General features: G+C 72.9%; 18 protein-coding genes and 1 riboswitch. Of the genes, 7 read left to right on the top strand and 11 right to left on the bottom strand.

Going from position 1 to position 19,077, the window contains the following annotated elements:
• Positions 1 to 23: 23 nt before the first annotated feature.
• From EV383_RS16700 to EV383_RS16710, 3 genes are all read right to left on the bottom strand, one after another.
• Positions 24 to 302 (bottom strand): DUF3040 domain-containing protein, encoded by a 279-nt coding sequence (locus EV383_RS16700; protein WP_130290773.1) that lies wholly within the window; start codon positions 300 to 302, stop codon positions 24 to 26.
• 91 nt (positions 303 to 393) lie between these two features.
• A complete protein-coding gene (ctaD, locus tag EV383_RS16705) occupies positions 394 to 2,148 on the bottom strand; it encodes an aa3-type cytochrome oxidase subunit I (RefSeq protein WP_130290774.1) in 1,755 nt (584 codons plus the stop codon).
• A gap of 146 nt (positions 2,149 to 2,294) precedes the next feature.
• Positions 2,295 to 3,464, bottom strand: a complete 1,170-nt coding sequence (locus EV383_RS16710) for a TDT family transporter (protein ID WP_130290775.1) — start codon at positions 3,462 to 3,464, stop codon at positions 2,295 to 2,297.
• Positions 3,465 to 3,558: 94 nt separating this feature from the next.
• Here EV383_RS16710 and EV383_RS16715 point away from each other — a divergent pair, with 94 nt between their 5' ends.
• Positions 3,559 to 4,524, top strand: a complete 966-nt coding sequence (locus tag EV383_RS16715; RefSeq protein ID WP_130290776.1) for a LysR family transcriptional regulator — start codon at positions 3,559 to 3,561, stop codon at positions 4,522 to 4,524.
• Between the two features lie 10 nt (positions 4,525 to 4,534).
• Here EV383_RS16715 and EV383_RS16720 read toward each other — a convergent pair whose 3' ends face one another.
• A complete protein-coding gene (locus EV383_RS16720; RefSeq protein WP_130290777.1) occupies positions 4,535 to 5,926 on the bottom strand; it encodes a chloride channel protein in 1,392 nt (463 codons plus the stop codon).
• 33 nt (positions 5,927 to 5,959) lie between these two features.
• On the bottom strand, positions 5,960 to 7,411 hold the full coding sequence (locus EV383_RS16725; protein WP_242623146.1) for an MFS transporter: 1,452 nt from the start codon (positions 7,409 to 7,411) through the stop codon (positions 5,960 to 5,962).
• 122 nt (positions 7,412 to 7,533) lie between these two features.
• Here EV383_RS16725 and EV383_RS16730 point away from each other — a divergent pair, with 122 nt between their 5' ends.
• Positions 7,534 to 8,151 carry a TetR/AcrR family transcriptional regulator gene (locus tag EV383_RS16730; RefSeq protein WP_207223553.1) on the top strand — a complete coding sequence of 206 codons (618 nt, stop codon included), beginning with the start codon at positions 7,534 to 7,536 and terminating at the stop codon, positions 8,149 to 8,151.
• A 97-nt stretch (positions 8,152 to 8,248) separates the two neighbouring features.
• On the opposite strand, the gene gcvP is transcribed toward EV383_RS16730, so the two are convergent.
• On the bottom strand, positions 8,249 to 11,143 hold the full coding sequence (gcvP, locus tag EV383_RS16735; RefSeq protein WP_130290780.1) for an aminomethyl-transferring glycine dehydrogenase: 2,895 nt from the start codon (positions 11,141 to 11,143) through the stop codon (positions 8,249 to 8,251).
• Positions 11,144 to 11,308: 165 nt separating this feature from the next.
• Positions 11,309 to 11,406: riboswitch (glycine riboswitch) on the bottom strand.
• A gap of 80 nt (positions 11,407 to 11,486) precedes the next feature.
• Between gcvP and EV383_RS16740 the strand changes: the two genes are divergently transcribed.
• Positions 11,487 to 11,786, top strand: coding sequence for a YiaA/YiaB family inner membrane protein (locus EV383_RS16740; protein ID WP_130290781.1), 300 nt, complete (start codon positions 11,487 to 11,489; stop codon positions 11,784 to 11,786).
• Between the two features lie 25 nt (positions 11,787 to 11,811).
• On the opposite strand, the gene EV383_RS16745 is transcribed toward EV383_RS16740, so the two are convergent.
• The 5 genes from EV383_RS16745 to clsA all read right to left on the bottom strand — a co-directional run bounded on the left by EV383_RS16745 (position 11,812) and on the right by clsA (position 15,116).
• Positions 11,812 to 12,390 carry a MerR family transcriptional regulator gene (locus EV383_RS16745; protein WP_130290782.1) on the bottom strand — a complete coding sequence of 193 codons (579 nt, stop codon included), beginning with the start codon at positions 12,388 to 12,390 and terminating at the stop codon, positions 11,812 to 11,814.
• Between the two features lie 341 nt (positions 12,391 to 12,731).
• Positions 12,732 to 13,208, bottom strand: a complete 477-nt coding sequence (locus tag EV383_RS16750; RefSeq protein WP_130290783.1) for a bifunctional nuclease family protein — start codon at positions 13,206 to 13,208, stop codon at positions 12,732 to 12,734.
• 268 nt (positions 13,209 to 13,476) lie between these two features.
• Entirely contained in the window at positions 13,477 to 13,920 is a 444-nt protein-coding gene (gene garA, locus EV383_RS16755) for a glycogen accumulation regulator GarA (protein WP_130290784.1), read from the bottom strand.
• A gap of 105 nt (positions 13,921 to 14,025) precedes the next feature.
• Positions 14,026 to 14,424, bottom strand: coding sequence for a glycine cleavage system protein GcvH (gcvH, locus tag EV383_RS16760; protein ID WP_130290785.1), 399 nt, complete (start codon positions 14,422 to 14,424; stop codon positions 14,026 to 14,028).
• Positions 14,425 to 14,465: 41 nt separating this feature from the next.
• Positions 14,466 to 15,116 (bottom strand): cardiolipin synthase ClsA, encoded by a 651-nt coding sequence (gene clsA, locus EV383_RS16765; protein WP_130294568.1) that lies wholly within the window; start codon positions 15,114 to 15,116, stop codon positions 14,466 to 14,468.
• Positions 15,117 to 15,326: 210 nt separating this feature from the next.
• Here clsA and EV383_RS16770 point away from each other — a divergent pair, with 210 nt between their 5' ends.
• From EV383_RS16770 to EV383_RS16785, 4 genes are all read left to right on the top strand, one after another.
• Entirely contained in the window at positions 15,327 to 15,836 is a 510-nt protein-coding gene (locus tag EV383_RS16770) for an OsmC family protein (RefSeq protein ID WP_130290786.1), read from the top strand.
• Between the two features lie 359 nt (positions 15,837 to 16,195).
• Positions 16,196 to 17,044, top strand: a complete 849-nt coding sequence (locus EV383_RS16775; protein WP_242623147.1) for an MEDS domain-containing protein — start codon at positions 16,196 to 16,198, stop codon at positions 17,042 to 17,044.
• 93 nt (positions 17,045 to 17,137) lie between these two features.
• Positions 17,138 to 18,079, top strand: a complete 942-nt coding sequence (locus EV383_RS16780; RefSeq protein WP_130290788.1) for an ATP-binding protein — start codon at positions 17,138 to 17,140, stop codon at positions 18,077 to 18,079.
• Positions 18,080 to 18,228: 149 nt separating this feature from the next.
• On the top strand, positions 18,229 to 19,071 hold the full coding sequence (locus tag EV383_RS16785) for an AfsR/SARP family transcriptional regulator (protein WP_130290789.1): 843 nt from the start codon (positions 18,229 to 18,231) through the stop codon (positions 19,069 to 19,071).
• Positions 19,072 to 19,077 lie beyond the last annotated feature (6 nt).

Here is a 19,077-nt window from a genome sequence, read left to right on the forward strand (position 1 = left end):
CGGCAACCGGTCGGGTCCGCGCCTCAGGGGTCCCGGCGGGCGAACGACACCATCATCGCCACCAGGCCCGCTCCCCCGGCCGCCGCGACGAGCAGCGCGGCCCCGGGGCCGGCGAGCAGGGCGGTCACCGTGACCGCGGTGCACGCCGCCCCCAGCCACAGCGCCATCAGTCCCGGGCGCCGGTCGGGTGCGGCCCGGGTACCCGTGGGCGGATCCGTGCGGGCCAGCCCCCGCTCGACGTCGGCGAGGACGTCGAGCTCCCGGTCGGTGAGCGGCGTGGCGCCCTGGTCGTCGACGGTCATGACTGTCTCCACGTGCTCGGTGTGCCGGAGTGCCGGGTGCCGGAGTGCCGGGTGCCGGAGTGCCGGGTGCCGGGTGCCGGAGTGCACGGCCTCAGACCGACTTCGGGTCGTCGTCGGGCTGGGCCTCCTTGCCGACACCCTGGGCGAGGACCTCGGCGAGCTGGGGGGCGCGCCCGGAGTGGGCCTCCGCGCGGATCCGTTCGACCAGGTGCGGGTAGTGCAGGTCGAACGCCGGACGCTCGGAGCGGATCCGGGGCAGCTCGGTGAAGTTGTGCCGCGGCGGCGGGCAGGACGTCGCCCACTCCAGCGAGTTCCCGAAGCCCCACGGGTCGTCGACGGTGATCTTGCGGCCGAAGCGGTAGCTGTGGAACACGTTGTAGAGGAACGGCAGCGTGGAGGCGCCGAGGACGAACGCGCCGATCGAGGAGATCATGTTCAGCGTCGTGAAGCCGTCGGTCGGCAGGTAGTCCGCGTAGCGGCGCGGCATGCCCTCGTTGCCCAGCCAGTGCTGGACCAGGAAGGTCAGGTGGAAGCCGATCAGCGTCGTCCAGAAATGGAGCTTCCCGAGCTTCTCGCCCAGCATCCGCCCGGTCATCTTCGGGAACCAGAAGTAGATCCCGGCGAACGTGGCGAACACGATCGTCCCGAACAGCACGTAGTGGAAGTGCGCGACGACGAAATAGGTGTCGCTGACGTGGAAGTCCACCGGCGGCATCGCGAGCAGGACACCGGTCAGACCGCCGAACAGGAACGTCACGAGGAAACCGGCGGCGAACAGCATCGGCGTCTCGAACGTGATCTTCCCCTTCCACATCGTGCCGATCCAGTTCACGAACTTCACACCGGTCGGGATCGCGATCACGAACGTGGTGAACGCGAAGAACGGGAGCAGTACGGCACCGGTGGCGTACATGTGGTGCGCCCAGACCACCACCGAGATGGCGCCGATCGCGATCGTGGCGAAGATCAGGCCCTTGTACCCGAAGATCGGCTTGCGGGAGAACACCGGGATCACCTCGGAGATGATCCCGAAGAACGGCAACGCGACGATGTAGACCTCGGGATGGCCGAAGAACCAGAACAGGTGCTGGTAGAGGATCACCCCGCCGTGGGCCGGGTCGAACACGTGCCCGCCGAGGTGCCGGTCGACCTCCACCCCGAACAGCGCGGCGGTGAGCACCGGGAACGCGATCAGGATCAGCAGCGAGGTGATCAGGATCGTCCAGGTGAAGATGGGCATCCGGAACATCGTCATGCCCGGCGCCCGCATGCAGACGATCGTGGTGACGAAGTTGACCGCGCCGAGGATGGTGCCCAGGCCGGACACGATCAGGCCGATCGTCCACAGGTCCTGGCCGGGTCCCGGGGAGTGGATGACGCTCGCGAGCGGCTGGTAGGCGAACCATCCCGCCTGGGCCGCCCCGCCGGGGGTGAGGAAACCCGCCAGGACGGTCAGCGCGCCGAACAGGAACAGCCAGTAGGAGAACGCGTTCAACCGGGGGAATGCGACGTCCGGTGCGCCGATGTGCAACGGCACGATGTAGTTCGCGAAACCGAACAGCATGGGCGTCGCGTACAGCAGCAGCATGATCGTGCCGTGCATGGTGAACAGCTGGTTGTACTGCTCGACGGAGAGGAACTGCAGCTCCGGGCGGGCGAGCTCGGCACGCATCAGCAGGGCCATCGCACCGGCGGCCATGAACATCGCGAACGACGTCACCAGATACATGATCGCGATGTCTTTGGGGTCGGTCGTCCGCATCATGTGCAGGAGCTTCGAACCCTTGTCCGGCCGTCTCGACGGATACGGACGGCTGGTGGTCGGCCTCGGCGCAGTGGTGGTCACGAACTGCTCCCCCTCGGATCCGGAAAACGGTGATCCGCCGGGGACCCGGGCGGTGGTGAGCAGGAGAACCGTCGCACGCGATGCGATTCGCCGCCTGTTGATCCCGCACCGGACCTGCTCCGGCGAGGAGGCCGCGTCCGGACGGGCTACCCAGCGAACAGGTCGCCGCGCAGGCTCCCGGCCGCCGTCCGCACCGCGACGGTGGCCCAGGCGCCGACCAGCCCGGCGTAGAACACGACCGCGGTCCAGCCGAGCACGACCGACCCGCTGTGCACGGCGAGCGCGCTGGTGCCGGTGACGACGGTGCCCACCGGGAACGTGAACGACCACCAGGTCAGGGCGAACGGCAGCCCCCGGCGGACGGTCCGGATCGTGACCGCTGCGGCCAGGGCCGCCCAGAGCAGGGCGAACCCGAACACCGGGACGCCGTAGACGAGCCCGAGCACCGCGAACGCCGTCGCGTACGGGGCGGGCAGTGCCAGGTGGGCCCCGTCGCCGAGCAGGTTCGCCGCGGTGATCGACTGCCCGAGCCACCCGAGGACGATCCACAGCGTCGGCACGGTCGCGGCCGGACCGGTCCCGTGCAGGGTCAGGCGGTACCAGATCAGCGTCGTGACGATCATCGAGGCGACCAGGCTCAGGCCGAACATCGCGTAGCAGGCCAGCAGCAGGGTCAGCCGCAACTGCCCGGCCGCCACGTGCGGCAGCAGGCCTGCGCCGGTCGCGGCCGAGACCATCGGCGGCACGACGGGCATCAGCCAGCCGCCGAACGCCGAGTCCGGTCTCAGGTCGAGCCGGGTGACCATCAGGTACGGGATCGCCACCGCGCTCGCCAGCCCGGCGACGGTGCCCAGCAGCCACAGCGTGACCGCGACGTGCACGGCCGTCGCCTCGCCGAGGACGTCGCGCCCGAGCAGCAGGGTGCCGGCGCCGACGGTGAGCAGCGCCATCGGCGGTGCGCCGTAGAACTGCGCCATCACCGGGTTCGCGGCGTGCCCGCGGGCGGTGTCGCGGTGGCGCAGCCAGTGCGCGCCCCACGCCACGGTCAGCGCCACCAGCATCACCGAGGCCAGCGCCCAGACGACCAGTGCCGCCACGTGCAGGCCGGGCACCGTGTGCGGCAGCGTCACCGCCGCGTTGGCGACGATCCCGGTGCCCATGATCGAGGAGAACCAGTTGGGCCCCAGGTTCGCGACGACGTCGCGGGGGTGGTCGAGGGCGCGGAACAGCCCGGCCCGCTGCAGCGGGTGCCGCCGGGGGCCGGAGTCCCGGCCGACGGCGGGCCGGGCGGGGCGGTCGAGGACGGGAGTGGCCATGACGTCCACGGTGCCGCCCGGGGCGGGCTCCGGGTACCGGTCCCGCTGCGGGTAGCCCACAAACAGACGTTGTGCCCTGCCCTAGGATCCAGTTGTGGCTCTCTCCCCGCACGTCCCCGACCTCACGTCGCTGGAGCTGCTGGTGACGGTGGCCCGGGTCGGCAGCCTCGGCGCCGCCGGGCGGGAGTTCGGGATGACCCAGCAGGCGGTGTCGGCGCGGATGCGGTCGACCGAGAAGCTGGTCGGGGTACGGCTGCTGCGCCGCGACGTGCGCGGCACGACGCTGACCGACGAGGGCGCGATGCTCGTCGACTGGGCCCGCGGCGTGCTGGCCGCCGCCGACGAGCTCGACGCCGCGATCACAGCGGTGCGCGGCGACCGCGACGGGCGCCTCGACGTCGCGGCGAGCTTCACCGTCGCGGAGTTCCTGCTGCCCGCGTGGCTCGCCCGGCTGCGCGCCGAGCTCGGCCCCGGGACCGGCGTCAACCTGGTGGTCCGCAACAGCGAGCAGGTCGCGGCGATGGTGCTCGCCGGCGAGGCGGACGTCGGTTTCGTGGAGGGGCCGACCCTGCCGGACGGGCTGGACACGGTGACCGTCGGCACCGACCAGCTGGTGCTCGTGGTGGCGCCCGACCACCGGTGGGCCCGCCGCCGCAACGGGGTCGGCGCCGCCGAGCTGGCCGCGACGGCACTGGTCACCCGCGAGCGCGGCTCCGGCACCCGCCTCGTCCTCGAACGCGCCCTGGACGTCGCGGCCCCCGGTGTGGCGCGGGCGAAGCCGTCGCTGGAGCTGTCGGCGACCACCGCGATCCGGCAGGCCGTGCTGGCCGGGGCCGGCCCCGCCGTCCTGTCCGCCGTCGCGGTCACCGACGACGTCGACACCGGCCGGCTCGTCCGGGTCCGGATCGACGGGGGGATGGACCTGCGGCGCGAGCTGCGCGGCGTCTGGCCGGAGGGCCCGGCGCCGGCCGGTCCGGCCCGGGACCTGCTGCGCATCGCGCGGGCGCGCTCGCCGCGCCCGCGCCCCGGCCGGACCGGCTCCCGCGGCACCGCGCCGTGACCGGCGGCGGTCAGGTCGCCTGGTCCGAGGGTGTCCCGCCGGCCAGGCGCGCCGAGTAGATCGAGTACCCGTCGATCCAGCGGGCGACGGCGGTGGCCAGCACCGTCGCGAGGACCATCGGCACCATCAGCGCGAACCCGGTGTGGGTCAGCTCGAGGACCATGACCAGCCCGGCCAGCGGCGCCTGCATGGCGGCGCCGATCATCGCCGCGGCGCCGATCAGCGCGTACGCCCCGACCGGCGAACCGGGCCACAGCAGCGACCACGCCGTGCCGAGGAACCCACCCAGCACCGCACCGGTGCTCAGCACCGGGGTGAACAGGCCCCCGGACGCGCCACTGCCCAGGCACATCGTCGTGACCAGCGGTTTGAGTATCGCCAGCAGACCGAGCAGGAGCAGCCCGCCGCCGGTGGTGAACGCCTGCTCGGCCATGTCCTTGCCGTTGCCGAAGAGCTGGGGCAGGGCGAGCCCGACGACGCCCAGCACCGCGAACGCGGTCAGCGGCGCGAGCAGCTGCCACCACCGGTGCGACGGCTGGTGGTCCGAGACCCAGGCGACCAGGCGGACGAACGCCGTCGCCAGCACGCCGATCACCGGCCCGGCCAGCAGCGCCCACACCAGCGGGGCGAACGTGAAGTCGTAGGCCGGGAGCTCCAGGTAGGTCGGGAGCGGCGGCAGGTAGACCCACGCGACGACGGTGGCGATCCCCGAACAGGCCAGCGCGGGCAGCACCACCGGCAGCCGCACGGCCCCGACCAGGACCTCCGCGGTGAACAGCGCACCGCCCAACGGCACGTTGTAGACACACGCCAGCCCCGCCCCGGCACCACAGGCGACGAGCAGGCGCCGTTGCGGGACGGTGAGCCCGGACCACGTGGCGAGCAGGCTGCCGCACACCCCGCCCATCAGCTTGGGCGCCGCCTCCCGGCCCAGCGACGCGCCGAGCCCGACCACGATCTCCGAGAGCACCGACGTCCCGGCGCTGCGACGGAGACCCAGCCTCCCGTCGCCGGTCCAGATGGTGTCGTCGACGTCGGTCTTACCCGGCACGTGGCGCCGCAGCAGGTACCAGCCGACGCCGGCGACCACCCCGGCGACGAGCAGCGGCACGATCCGTCCGAGCGCGTCGGCGCGCACGACGGCGTCCTGGAAGCTCCCCGACCCCGCCCCCGGCCCGAACGCCAGGTCGGCCACCGTGAACAGCAGCAGCATCAGCAGCGCGCCGGACAGCCCGGCGCCGACGCCGGTCAGGACGACCATCACCCAGAACCGGACGGTGAGCGGGACGTCGCCGTCCCCGGTGACGTTCGGCTGGTCCATCGCGGCGCGGCCGGATCCGATTCTCCTGCGCAGCAACGGCTGTGGCTGGCGCAGCCGTTCGCTGGGCCGGGGGTCGGTCATCCCCGGACCGTCCGATCCCGGCCGTCCATGCCGTCATCGTGCACCATCGGGCCGCGCACCCGGCCGGGGCAGCGCCGCGGCGAGGACGGCGACGACGACCATCAGCAGCGCCATCAGCCGGAACGCGCCGGCGAAGCCCGCGACGGCGGTCGCCGGTCCCGCGGGGCCGCCCGCGGCCGGCAGCGACACCGTGAGCAGGGCCGCGAGACCGAGCGCGCCCCCGACCTGCTTGGTCGTGTTCATCAGCCCGGACGCGGCGCCGGCGTCGCGATCGGTGACCCCCGAGGTGACGAGGGTGCTCAACGGGGTGTTGAGCAGCCCGACGCCGGCCGACATCAGGACCGCCGGTCCGAGCAGGCCGGACAGGTAGGTGTCGCCGGGGGCCACCAGGCTCTGCCAGCCGAACCCGGCCGCGGCGACGAGCGACCCGATGCCCAGCAGGGAACGGGCCGGTATCCGCCGCATCAGCCACGGCGCGACCCGGGCTCCGACCAGGACCGTGACCACGGTGTGCGGCAGGAACCCGAGGCCGGTCAGGACGGCGGAGAGCCCGAGCGTCTGCTGCATGTGGAGGGACAGGAAGAACCACATCGGCATCAGGGCGCCGCCGGCGAGCAGCATCGCCAGGTTCCCGACCGCGATCGCACGCAGGCCGAACAGGCGCAACGGGAGCAGCGGGGAGCGCGACCACCACCCCTCCTGCGCCACGAACAGCGCCAGCGCGAGCACGGCGACGACCAGTGCGCCGAGCGTCACCGGGGACGTCCACCCGCGGGCCTGCGAGACCGCGAACGTCAGGGCGAGGAGACCGGTCGTCACCGCGACGGCGCCGACCGCGTCGAGCCGGACGCGGGGGTCGTCGCGCGCCGGGGTCGTGTCGTGCCGCTCCGGCGACAGCGCCCGCACGGCCACCACCAGGGCGAGCGCGCCGATCGGCACGTTGACCAGCAGAGTGGCGCGCCAGGTCAGGTACTCGGTGAGCACGCCGCCCAGCAGGCTCCCCGCCGCACCCGCCGCCGAGGCGAGCGCGGTCCAGATCGCGATCGCCCGGACCCGGCGCGGACCTTCGGGGAAGGTCGTGGTCAGGATCGTCAGGCTGGCCGGCGCGAGGACGGCCGCCCCGAGGGCCTGCACCGCCCGGGCCGCGACGAGGACGGCCGGCGTCGTCGCCAGACCACCCGCGGCACTCGCCACGACGAAGACGACGAGCCCGGCCAGGAACACGCGCCGCCGGCCGTAAAGGTCGGCCAACCGGCCACCGAGCAGCAGGAACCCGGCGAACACCAGCGCGTAGACCGTGACGACCCACTGCAGCCCCGCCGGGCTGAAGCCCAGCCCGTCCCGGATCGCCGGCAGTGCCACGTTCACGACCGAGGAGTCCAGCACCACCATGAACTCGGCCGCGCAGGCGACCAGCAGCACCAGCCCGGACGCGGTGGACGCCCGACCCGGCGCCGACGGAGGGTCCGTCCGTGCACGGTCCACGAGTAGTCTCCGCTCGGGTCGACCAGCAGAACAATGAGATAGCATTGGATTGCTGGGTCCGAGGGTAGAAAACCATGGGGCGGTTCGTCAAAACGATGTCGTCACATCGGAAAGGTGGAGAGGTGAGCCGCACGCGGGGACCCGGGGTCGCGCACGAGCAGCGTCGCGGAGAGCTCGTCGCGGCGGTTCTGGCGATCACCGCCGCGAAGGGCGTCGCCGCGGCGACCCTGTCCGCCGTCGCCGGCCGCGCCGGGGTCTCACCGGGCCGGGTGCAGCACTACTTCCCGACCCGGGAGGACATGCTGTCGGCCGCGTTCGAGCAGGTCAACGCCGAGCGCAGTGCCCGCATCGCCGCGGCGCTCGGGGGCGACCCGGAGACCGCGCCCGCACGGGAGGTCCTGACCGTGGTGCTCACCGAGCTGGTCCCGCACGACGAGGCGACCCGGGCACACCTGCAGTTCCGGCAGTCGTTCACGTCGCTGGCCCTGCACCACGGCGCCGTCGCCGACGGGCTCCGGGAGCGCTACCACGACCTGCACCACCGGCAGCTCGCCGACCTCGTGCGCCGGGACCAGGCCGCCGGAATGATCGACGCGGAGCAGGACCCGGTCGCGGTCTCGACCCGGCTCGCCGCCCTGGCCGAGGGTCTCGCCTACTACGTGCTGATCGGCGTCACCGAGCCGGACGCGGCCCGGGCGCAGCTCCTCGACGCCGTCGCGGCCCTCTACCGGCCCCGGTGACGCCCCGCTACCACTCCCCCGCCGGTCCTCCCCGCCGGCACTCGTGCGGCATTCGTCCCGTCTGACGGAACCGATGGCGCACGAGTGCCACGTCGGGTCAGCCGCCGTAGGCCTCCACCGGCGGGCAGGAGCAGACCAGGTTGCGGTCGCCGTGCGCCCCGTCGATCCGGCGCACCGGCGGCCAGACCTTGCGGTCGTGCACCCCGGGTGTCCCGTCGGTCGGGTAGGCGGCGAGCTCGCGCGGGTACGGGTGGTCCCACTTGTCGACCAGGCAGGCGACGGTGTGCGGGGCGCCGCGCAGCGGGTTGTCCTCCACCGGCCACTCCCCCGCCGCGACGCGGTCGATCTCGCCCTTGATGCCGATCATCGCGTCGACGAACCGGTCGATCTCGACGATGTCCTCGGACTCGGTCGGCTCCACCATCAGCGTCCCGGCCACCGGGAACGACATCGTCGGTGCGTGCAGGCCGTAGTCGGTCAGGCGCTTGGCCACGTCGTCGATCGTGACGCCGGTGTCCTTGGTGATCCTGCGCAGATCGAGGATGCACTCGTGGGCGACCGACCCGTCGACGCCGGAGTAGAGCACCGGGTAGTGGTCGCCGAGCCGGCGCGCGACGTAGTTCGCCGCCGCCACCGCCGTCAGCGTGGCCCGGCGCATCCCCTCGACGCCCATCATCCGGACGTAGGCCCACGAGATCGGCAGGACGCCCGGGCTGCCGTAGCGCGCCGCGGACACCGCCCCGACGCCGCCCTCGGCCACCGGGGTGCGCCCGGGCAGGAACGGCGCCAGGTGCTCGGCCACCGCGACCGGACCGACGCCGGGACCGCCGCCGCCGTGCGGGATGCAGAACGTCTTGTGCAGGTTCAGGTGGCTGACGTCGCCGCCGAACGCACCCGGACGGGCCACCCCGACCAGCGCGTTCAGGTTCGCGCCGTCGACGTAGACCTGGCCGCCGGCGTCGTGCACGGCGCCGCAGACCTCGCGCACGGTCGCCTCGTACACCCCGTGCGTCGACGGGTAGGTGATCATCAGCGCGGCCAGGCGCTCGCCGTGCTCGGAGATCTGGGCGCGCAGGTCGTCGAGGTCGACGTTGCCGCGCGGGTCGGTGCCCACGACGACGACGCGCAGCCCGGCCATGACCGCCGACGCGGCGTTGGTGCCGTGCGCGCTGGCCGGGATCAGGCAGACGTCGCGGCCGGTGTCGCCGTTGGCGCGGTGGTACGCCGCGATCGCCAGCAGCCCGGCCAGCTCACCCTGGCTGCCGGCGTTGGGCTGCAACGACACCGCGTGGTACCCGGTCAGGTCGGCGAGCCAGCCCTCGAGCTGGGAGATCATCTCCCGGGACCCGGCGGTGTCGGCCTCGGGTGCGAACGGGTGCAGGTTCGCGAACTCGGGCCAGGTGATCGGCTCCATCTCCGCGGCCGCGTTGAGCTTCATCGTGCACGAGCCCAGCGGGATCATCGTGCGGTCCAGCGCCAGGTCGGCGTCGGCGAGGCGGCGCAGCCAGCGCATCAGCGAGGTCTCGGAACGGTGGTCGTGAAACGTCGGGTGCGTCAGGTACTCCGACGTCCGGCCCAGCTCGGGCGGCAGCGCGTCCGCGGTGGCGGCGTCGAGGGCGTCCACGTCGGCCACGTCGACCCCGAAGGCCGACCACACGGTCCGCAGGTGCGCCGTCGTGGTGATCTCCGAGGTGGAGATCCCGACCTCGTCGGAGGAGATGGGGCGCAGCGCGATCCCCGCGTCGTGCGCGGCGGCGACGACGGCGTCGGCCCGGCCGGGCACCCGGGCGACGACGGTGTCGAAGAAGCGGTCGTGGACGATCTCCACGCCACCGGAGCGCAGGCCCGCGGCCAGGACGGCGGCCATCCGGTGGGTGCGGCGCGCGATCGCGGCCAGGCCCTCGGGACCGTGGTACACGGCGTAGCAGGCGGCGACGACGGCGAGCAGCACCTGCGCGGTGCAGATGTTCGACGTCGCCTTCTCCCGGCGGATGTGCTGCTCACGGGTCTGCAGGGCCAGCCGCAGCGCCGGGTTGCCGTCGGCGTCGCGCGACATCCCGACCAGGCGCCCGGGGAGCTGGCGGGCGTGGCGCTCGCCGACCGAGAGGTAGGCGGCGTGCGGGCCGCCGAAGCCGAGCGGCACCCCGAAACGCTGGGTGGTTCCGACGGCGGCGTCCGCGCCGAGCTCACCGGGCGGGGTGAGCAGGGTCAGCGCCAGCAGGTCGGCCGCGACGGCGACGAGCGCGCCACGCCCGTGGGCGTCGGCGATCAGCGACGACGGGTCCGCGACCCGCCCGGACGCGCCCGGGTAGCTGACGAGCAGCCCGAACATCTCCCCCTCGGGCAGCCCACCGCTCAGGTCGGTGACCTCGAGCTCGATGCCCAGCGGCTCGGCGCGGGTGCGCAGCACCTCGATCGTCTGCGGCAGCGTGTCGGCGTCGACGACGAACCGGGGGCTCGTCGACTTCCCGGCCCGGCGCAGCAGCGTCATCGCCTCGGCCGCGGCCGTCGCCTCGTCCAGCAGGGACGCGCCGGCGACCGGCAGGCCGGTCAGGTCCGACACGGTGGTCTGGAACGCGAGCAGCGCCTCCAGGCGTCCCTGGCTGATCTCCGGCTGGTACGGCGTGTAGGCCGTGTACCAGGCGGGGTTCTCCAGGACGTTGCGCCGGATCACCGACGGGGTGCGGGTGCCGCTGTAGCCCAGCCCGATCATCGGGACGGTCAGGGTGTTGCGGGCGGCGATCCCGCGCAGCTCGGTGAGCATGTCGGTCTCGCTCACCGGCTCCGGCAGCGACGTGGCGACCGGCTCGTCGTCGCGGATCGCGTCCGGCAGTGCCGCGTGCGCGAGCTCGTCGAGCGAGGACAGCCCGAGGGCGCCGAGCATGGTCGCGAGCCCGTCGGGACGGGGTCCGACGTGCCGGTCGGCGAAGGGCACCCCACGCTCGAGCTCGGCGAGGGAGGGGGACGGGCGGGGATCCTGCTGCGGGGTCATCGGGCCTCCGGATGGGCAGGGCGGGGCGGGCGTCTACGGCCCCTCCCCTCTGTCCGTGCCCGCATCGGGGCGCCTGAGAGATTCACGCGGCCCGTCTGCCCGGCCGTGCTTTCCCCGTCGGCGGACGGGATGCCCCGGTGGGTGCCCGTCGCTTTCCAGAGGCGTCTCGCCCACGCGGTCCTGGGTGCCTGAGAGGTTCCGGGAAGGGTTTGCTCCTTCGGCGCCCGGCCCTGGTTGGACCGGATCTCTCCCGCGCGGGATCGGCGACTACGCACGTCAGGGTACCGGTGATTGCGTAGTTCCACGGCCACCGTCGCGTCTTCGCGTCGTCACACTTTCGGCCATGTCGAACACCAGCAGCTCCGCCCCGACGCCTGCCACCACCGCGGCGTTCCACCTGCAGGCCGCCCTGTCGTTCGCCGTGGCGCTCGCCGCGGTCGCGATCGGCCTGCTCTACCTGCCGGCCGACCCGTGGGTCCGCGCGTTCCTCGGGATCGCCGTCCTCTACGTGACGACCTCGGCGTTCACGCTCGCGAAGTGCGTGCGGGACAAGCAGGAGAGCCTGACCGTCGTCAGCCGCGTCGACCAGGCGCGCATGGACAAGCTCCTGGCCGAGCACGACCCGTTCCGGAACGTGGCCTGAGCCGACGGCGACCGCGGGGGCGGGGTCAGGAGATGGCGCGGCGGGCCCGGCGACGGGCCAGCTCGTCCTCCGGGGAGTCGTCGACGGTGCCACCGTCGGCGCGCTCGGCCGGGAAGTCCTTGATCAGACCGGTGATCTCGCGCATCGCGCCGGAGACGGCGATCCCGAAGACGCCCTGACCGCCCTGCAGCAGGTCCACGACCTCCTCCGGGGAGGTGCACTCGTAGACCGTGGTGCCGTCGGAGAACAGCGTGATGCCGGCGAGGTCCCGGATCCCCCTGCGCCGCAGGTGCTCCACCGCGACCCGGATGTTCTGCAGCGAGACCCCGGCGTCGAGCAGACGCTTGACGATCTTCAGGACGAGGACGTCCTTGAACGAGTACAACCGCTGGCTGCCGGACCCGGCGGCGCCACGGATGGACGGCATCACCAGCCCGGTGCGGGCCCAGTAGTCGAGCTGGCGGTAGGTGATCCCGACGACCTGGCAGGCGGTCGGCCCGCGGAACCCGACCAGCTGGTCGGAGACGCCGTCGAAGCCCTCACCGACGAGCGGGTCCGGAAACAGTTCGCCCTGTCCCGGCCCCTCGGGTGGAGTGGCGTCCACGGAGTCTCCCTCGCGTCAGCATCGACCGGGACGGATGCCACGGTTGTCGTTACGAAAGGAACGGTAGGCCCGCTGACCAGGGCGGTCAACGCGGCTCGCCGGGACGGCCACCTTCACGCCGGGCGTGTCGCCCGACCGGTTTGGCGCAGGTCACCGGTTCGGCCCAGCGGCGCTCGAAATCGACCGCCGGGCTCGTGACCGAGCGTCACCCGAAAGGGGCGATCGGTTCACGACGACCGCTGGGCGTCCCATGATCCGTTCACCGACGACGGCCACGCGCCGTCCCCGGTCGAAACCGGTGATCGTTCCCGGAACGCCGTTCGACGTTCCGGGCGTGGCGATCAGCCCGGCTGGGCCCCGCGGAAGTCCTCCGGGGAGACGGAGTCGAGGAACTCGCGGAACTTCTCGACCTCGTCCTCCTGCTCGTCCGGGATGACCAGGCCGGCCTCGGAGAGCACGCTCTCGTCGGCATGCACCGGGACCCCGGTCCGCAGGGCCAGCGCGATCGAGTCGCTCGGCCGCGCGGACACCGTCACGCCGCCGTCGAAGATCAGCTCCGCGTAGAAGGTGCCCTCCTGCAGGTCGGTCACCCGGACCTGTTCGAGACGGCGGCCCAACGCGCCGATGACATCCTTGAGCAGATCGTGGGTCAGCGGCCGAGCCGGCTTGACCCCCTGCTGCTCGAGGGCGATCGCGGTGGCCTCGACCGACCCGATCCAGATGGGCAGATACCGATCTCCGTTGGTCTCACGCAACAGGAGAATCGGCTGGTTGGCGGGAAGTTCGACCCTCACACCCACGACGCGCATCTCGCTCATCCGCCCGCCTCCTCAGCCACTGCGTCCGCACTCCGATCGGGACCCCCGCGCTCAGTCGACTTCACTGTGCGCACCCGGGCGAACCGCTCGGTGTCTGGTCATGTTGACGCTACACGGGCGATCGCCCCGGCGCGCGCCTCCGGACGGGGCGTTCGGTCACCTTTCGGCGATCGACGCGGGGGCGGTGCGCCCCACCGGAGCAGCCCTTCCCGGCACGCCTCGGACACCGGCGTCGTGATCGACGCCGGTACCCGTTCGACGGGGTCGGTCAGGCGGTCTCGCGCGGCCCGGTCAGGAAGACCAGGCGGAACTTGCCGATCTGGACCTCGTCACCGTTGGCCAGGACGGCGGTGTCCACCGGCTCCCGGTTGACGTAGGTGCCGTTCAGGCTGCCGACGTCGACGACGACGAACTCGCCGGCGTCGCGGCGGAACTCGGCGTGCCGGCGCGAGACCGTCACGTCGTCGAGGAAGATGTCGCTGTCCGGGTGCCGGCCCGCGCTCGTGGTGGGGATGTCGAGCAGGAACCGGGAGCCGGCGTTCGGCCCGCGGCGGACCACGAGCAACGCGGAGCCGGGCGGCAGGCCGTCCACGCCGGAGACCGGCTGCTCCTGGGCCGGAGCCTCGGCCTCGGAGAGGAAGTCGGCACGGAAGACCGACGTGGTCTCCGGTGCGCGCTCCGGTGGAACAGCGGGTCCGTCGTTCGTGGTCACCTCGGGGTCTCCTCCTGGGGTGCGAAGTCCCGGACGCGGTCCGGGGCCGATGAAGGGTGTGAAGCTACCGCTCTGCACTGGTGCGTCAGCGCGGGAGGTCCCCGTTCAGGAACCGTCGGTCAGCTGGCGGTAGGCGTCGGCGTCGAGCAGGTCGTCCAGGGCTGCGGCGGCACCGTCGGCGAGCTTCAGCTCGACGATCCAGCCGTCGCCGTACGGGCTGGAGTTCACCAGCTCCGGACTGTCGTCCAGCTTGTCGTTCACCGCGGCGACCTCACCCCCGATCGGGGCGTAGATGTCCGAGACGGACTTGGTGGACTCCACCTCGCCCATCGCGGCGCCCGCCGCGACGGTGTCGCCGACGTCGGGCAGCTGGACGAACACGACGTCCCCCAGCTGGCCCTGGGCATGATCGGTGATACCGATCCTGACCACGCCGTCCTCGGTGGTGCGGACCCACTCGTGGGCCTCGCTGTAGATCAGATCCGCCGGAATCTCCGAACTCACGCAGGAAGCCTATCCCGCGGTACCCCGGTGTCCGGAAGGGGTCACTCGCGCGGCCCACCGGTGCGTGTGCCTCCGGCGGGACCACCCGGCCGAGGCAGCGGCGCCCGCAGCGCCAGCACGAACTGGGCCAGGTAGAGCAGACCGGTCCAGAGGTAGAGGGCCACCCCCCACCCGGCGAAGCCGTAGGCGATCACCCGCACCACGAACTCCGCCTGCGACGGTCCGTCGCCGAGCAGCAGCAGCGGGAAGGCGTAGAGCAGGACGAACGTCGCCGCCTTGCCCAGGTAGGTCACGACGAACGGGCCGTAGCCCCGCGAGCGCAGCACCAGCACGCACCCGGCGAGGATCAGGTCGCGCGCGACCAGGGCGAGCACCAGCCACCACGGGACGATGTCGCGCAGAGCCAGCCCGACCAGCGCGGCCAGGATGTAGAGGCGGTCGACGGCCGGGTCCAGCAGGGCACCGAGACGGCTGTACTGCCCCAGGACACGGGCGAGCTTGCCGTCGAGCCAGTCGGTGGCCCCGCCGACGGCCAGCACCACGACCGCCCAGGCGTCGGCCTCCGGACCGAGCATCAGCCACAGGAACAGCGGTACCCCGGCCAGGCGCAGCACGCTCAGAGCGTTCGGCACCGTGAGCACCCGGTCGCGCTGCCCGGGCGGGAGCTCGGGCAGACCCGCCACCCGCGACAGCGCATCGGCCGCGCCGGTCACACCGCCGCCCGTCGCGCCCCCGCCGGTCACACCGCCGCCCGTCGCGCCGCGACCGGTCCCGCCGTCGGTCCCGCCGCCGACGCCCGTCGCCGCCCGCTCCCGGTCCGTCACGTCCCCACCCCCGCCACGCGGCGAGGGTATCCCCGCCCGCAGCGTGCTATTCGCCGCCCGGACGGTCAGGATGGCGGTATGGACACGATCACCCTCAAGGGCGTGCAGGGCCCGCTCAAACAGCAGTACCGCGACGACCCGGAGTCGGCGGTCGTCACCCTCAAGGCCGACGGCGAGCTCGACGGCTCCGGCGTGGCGTGCAAGGTCTCCACCGGCCAGGCGATGGCCGAGGCCGGTCTGCACCCGGCCACCGGCGGGGACGGCACCCAGCTCTGTTCCGGCGACATGCTTCTCGAGGCGCTCGTCGCGTGCGCCGGCGTCACCATGCGCGCCGTCGCGACGTCGATGGAGATGAACGTGTCGGGCACCGTGAAGGCCGAGGGCGACCTCGACTTCCGCGGCACGCTCGGCGTGGCGAAGGACGCGCCGGTCGGGTTCCGCGACATCCGCCTGCACTTCGACGTCGTCACCGACGCCGGCGAGGACCAGGTCGCCAGCCTGATCAAGCTGACCGAGCGCTACTGCGTCGTCCTGCAGACGATCAAGGGCAGCGCCACCACAGAGGTCAGCGTCGCCACCTCGTCCTGACCTTCCCGCCATACCTCGAGCGGCCCCGGACCGGCACAGGTCCGGGGCCGCTCGGCGTTCCGGACGCCCGCTCCCCGCCCGGCGACGGTCCGGCGCCCACTGTCAGCGACCGGACCACTCCCCCGTAGCCTGAACGGCGGCACCTGGGATGCGGCGAACGGCATGCTTCGACCGTGGAGGTGGCTCACTGTCGCGCCGGGGAACCCGTTCGGCGCGTCGGTCCGACGCCTCGGCGCGTGGACCTGCGACGATCGGTCGGCGGCCGGGTCGTCCGAACGTACTGTGAGGACCGTCGTGACACCGGTACCGGTAGGTGAGGCGTGATCAAGCTCGCGGATGACCTGTCATCCGGGGATCACGTGTGCGCGGTCCCGGACAGTGACGAGCACCTCAGCGAACTGTCCGCGCGCTTCGTCGCCGGCGGCCTGCGCCGCAACGAGAAGGTCTTCTTCTACGACGACGCCGGTGCCGCCGACGCGATGCTGCGCCGCCTCGGCGAGGACGGTGCCCCCGTCGAGGAGCCGCTGCGCACCGGGCAGATCGAGATCCTGCCGGAGGAGTACACCCGGGCCGCGTTCCGGACCCCGATCGGTGCGCTGTCCGAGGCCGTCGCCGGCACCGTCTGGTCGGCCGTCGACGAGGGGTACGCCGGCGCCCGGCTGACCGGGCAGATGCACTCCTCCGTCGAGCCCGGCACGTCGGCCACGCTGCCGGAGTTCGACGGCGCGCTCGACAACGTGCTCGGCCGCACCCCGCTGACGGCCCTGTGCACCTACGACCACGTGCACTACACCGACGAGCAGATCGAGATCATGCGGGCGCTGCACCGCGACCACCTCGCGCTCACCGGTGCCTACGACGACGGCCTGATGCGGATCGTGCGGATCGACGCCACCAGCGCGCGGCTGGCCGGGGAGATCGACCACAGCAACCGGCCCAAGATCGCGTCGCTGCTGCAGTCCTCGCTGGACACCGCACTCCGGTCGGCGGACGCGTCCACCGACATCGAGCTGGACATGGCCTCGGTCCGGTTCATCGACGTCGCCTCCGCGGTGAGCTTCGTGCACGCCGCCGAGATGTTCCCGGCGAGCCACAGCCTGGTGCTCAACCGGGTCCGGCCCCGCGTGCAGCGGATCCTCGACCGGTGCGGTGCACCGTTCGCGCCGCAGCTGCGGTTCGACGACCGCCCGCCGATGGAGGTCCCGTGATGCCGGAGCCCGCGAGGCCGGAGATCGTGATTCCGGAGACCGTGATCCCGGAGACACCGTGATCCGGGGTGTCCGCGGACCTAGGATCGCCTGATGCGGGTCAACGAGGCAGCGGCGCCACGGTTCGCGCACGGGCTGGTGTCGCACGACGGCCCGGCGGACTTCGTCGGGAGGGTCGCCCCGCTGGCCGAGGCGGCTCTGTCCCGTGGCGACCAGGTCACCCTGGCCGTCTCCCCCGCCTCCGAGGAGCTGTTGCGTGACAGGCTCGGCGGCGAACGCGTCTCCACGCTGACGGCGCTGGCCCCGGCCGCCCGCGGGTCCGGGCAGACGGTGGCCGCCTGGCGTGCCCGCGAGCTGCGCGCGCTGTGCTCGGCCGGGCGCGACGTGTTCGTCGTGACCGAGCACGACGCGGCGCTCGACGGCCCGGACGGCAGCTACTGGACCGAGCTCGAGGCCGCGCTCAACATCTCCCTCGGCGGGCTGCCCGTCACCCAGGTGTGTGGTTACCCGCAGATCCCGCTGCACCAGGTCGTGGCCGATGCGGCGCTGGTCAACCATCCGCTGCTGCTGCGCGCCGGCGAGCTGATGCACAACCCCGAGCACCGCAGTCCGGCCCAGGTGATGGCGAACCTGCCGGTGGCCCCGCCGGAGCTGCTCGGCCCGCCGGACGTCTTCCTCCGCTACAACACCTTCGAGCTGGCCCGGGTGCGCGACGCCGTGGAGGACGCGGTCCGGGGCTCCGAGCTCGAGCGCACCCGCGGCGAGGACCTGGTGCTCGCGGTCAACGAGATCGCGACCAACGCCGTCGAGCACGGGTCCAGCCAGGCCGAGCTGTTCCTGTGGGCCGGTCCGGACGAGCTGGTGTGCGAGCTGCACGACGAGGGTCGTCTGGAGCAGCCGCTGATCGGCCTGGCGCCGCCGCACCCGTCGCAGGCCCGCGGGCGGGGCACGTGGATCGCCCGCCAGTTGTGCGACGCGCTCCACGTCTGGCGAGACAGTGGCGGAACCCACGTGCGACTTCTGGCCCGCGCCTGAGCTACCCTGGAGGGCGATCGCGCACGGGATCCGCCGCCCGCCGTCCGTGCCCGGTTGGTTTCAGTCGTGCCCGGAATCCGTGGACGCACGCCGTCCGGGCCCCGGCGCCAGCTGTTGCGGGCCGACCGCTACACCACCAGGGACATCCCATGTCCGACGATCACCGTCGATCCCGCCCAGATCTCTGCGTACCGACCGTCCGTCTGCTGGGCTCCTTCGCCCTGCACGTCGACACCGACACCATCCCTCTTCCGGTGGACTCCCGCCGGCTCGTGGCCTACCTTGCGGTGCACCGCCGCCCGCAGCCGACGGCCGCGCTGGCCGCCGACCTGTGGCCCGGTGTGAACCCCTCCGCCGCCGCCCGCCTGCTCGACGAGGCCGTCGCGGCCGTCGACGTGCCGGGCCTGCTCACCGGTGACGACCAGGGCCGCTTGGCGCTCTGCGACGACGTCGCGGTGGACCTCTCCGACGCGATGCTGCTGATCCGGGCGCTGTCCGGGATCCGCGTCGAGCACCGCCCGGACCTGGAGCTGCTCGAGTCCGACATCCTGCCGTCCTGGACGGCGTCCTGGATCGCCGTCGAGCGCGAGCGCTTCCGTCAGCTGCGGCTCTCGGCGATGGAGAGCCTGTCGGCCGGTCTGACCGCCGCCGACCAGCACGACGACGCCATCGCGGTCGCCCGCCGCGTCGTGGCCGCCGCGCCGAGCCGGGAGCGGTCCCGCCGGGTGCTGGTCGAAGCCATGCTCGCCGGCGGCGACGTCTCCGGCGCCATGGCCGAGTACACCGAGTTCCAGGAGCTGCTGCGCTCGAGCATCGGCGCCACCACCGACTCCGAGCTGGACCGCCTGCTCGCGCCGCTGGACTCCGGCTGGCCGCTCGGCCCGGGCCTGCACCGGCCCGTCCAGCGCTGGTCGGTCGGTATGCCGGGTGTCCGCGGCAGCCGTCCCGCCGGACGCCGTCTCGCCGCCGGGAGTCCCGCCTCCGGGCGCTGACCCGGT

Source organism: Pseudonocardia sediminis (assembly GCF_004217185.1).
Classification (GTDB): domain Bacteria; phylum Actinomycetota; class Actinomycetes; order Mycobacteriales; family Pseudonocardiaceae; genus Pseudonocardia; species Pseudonocardia sediminis.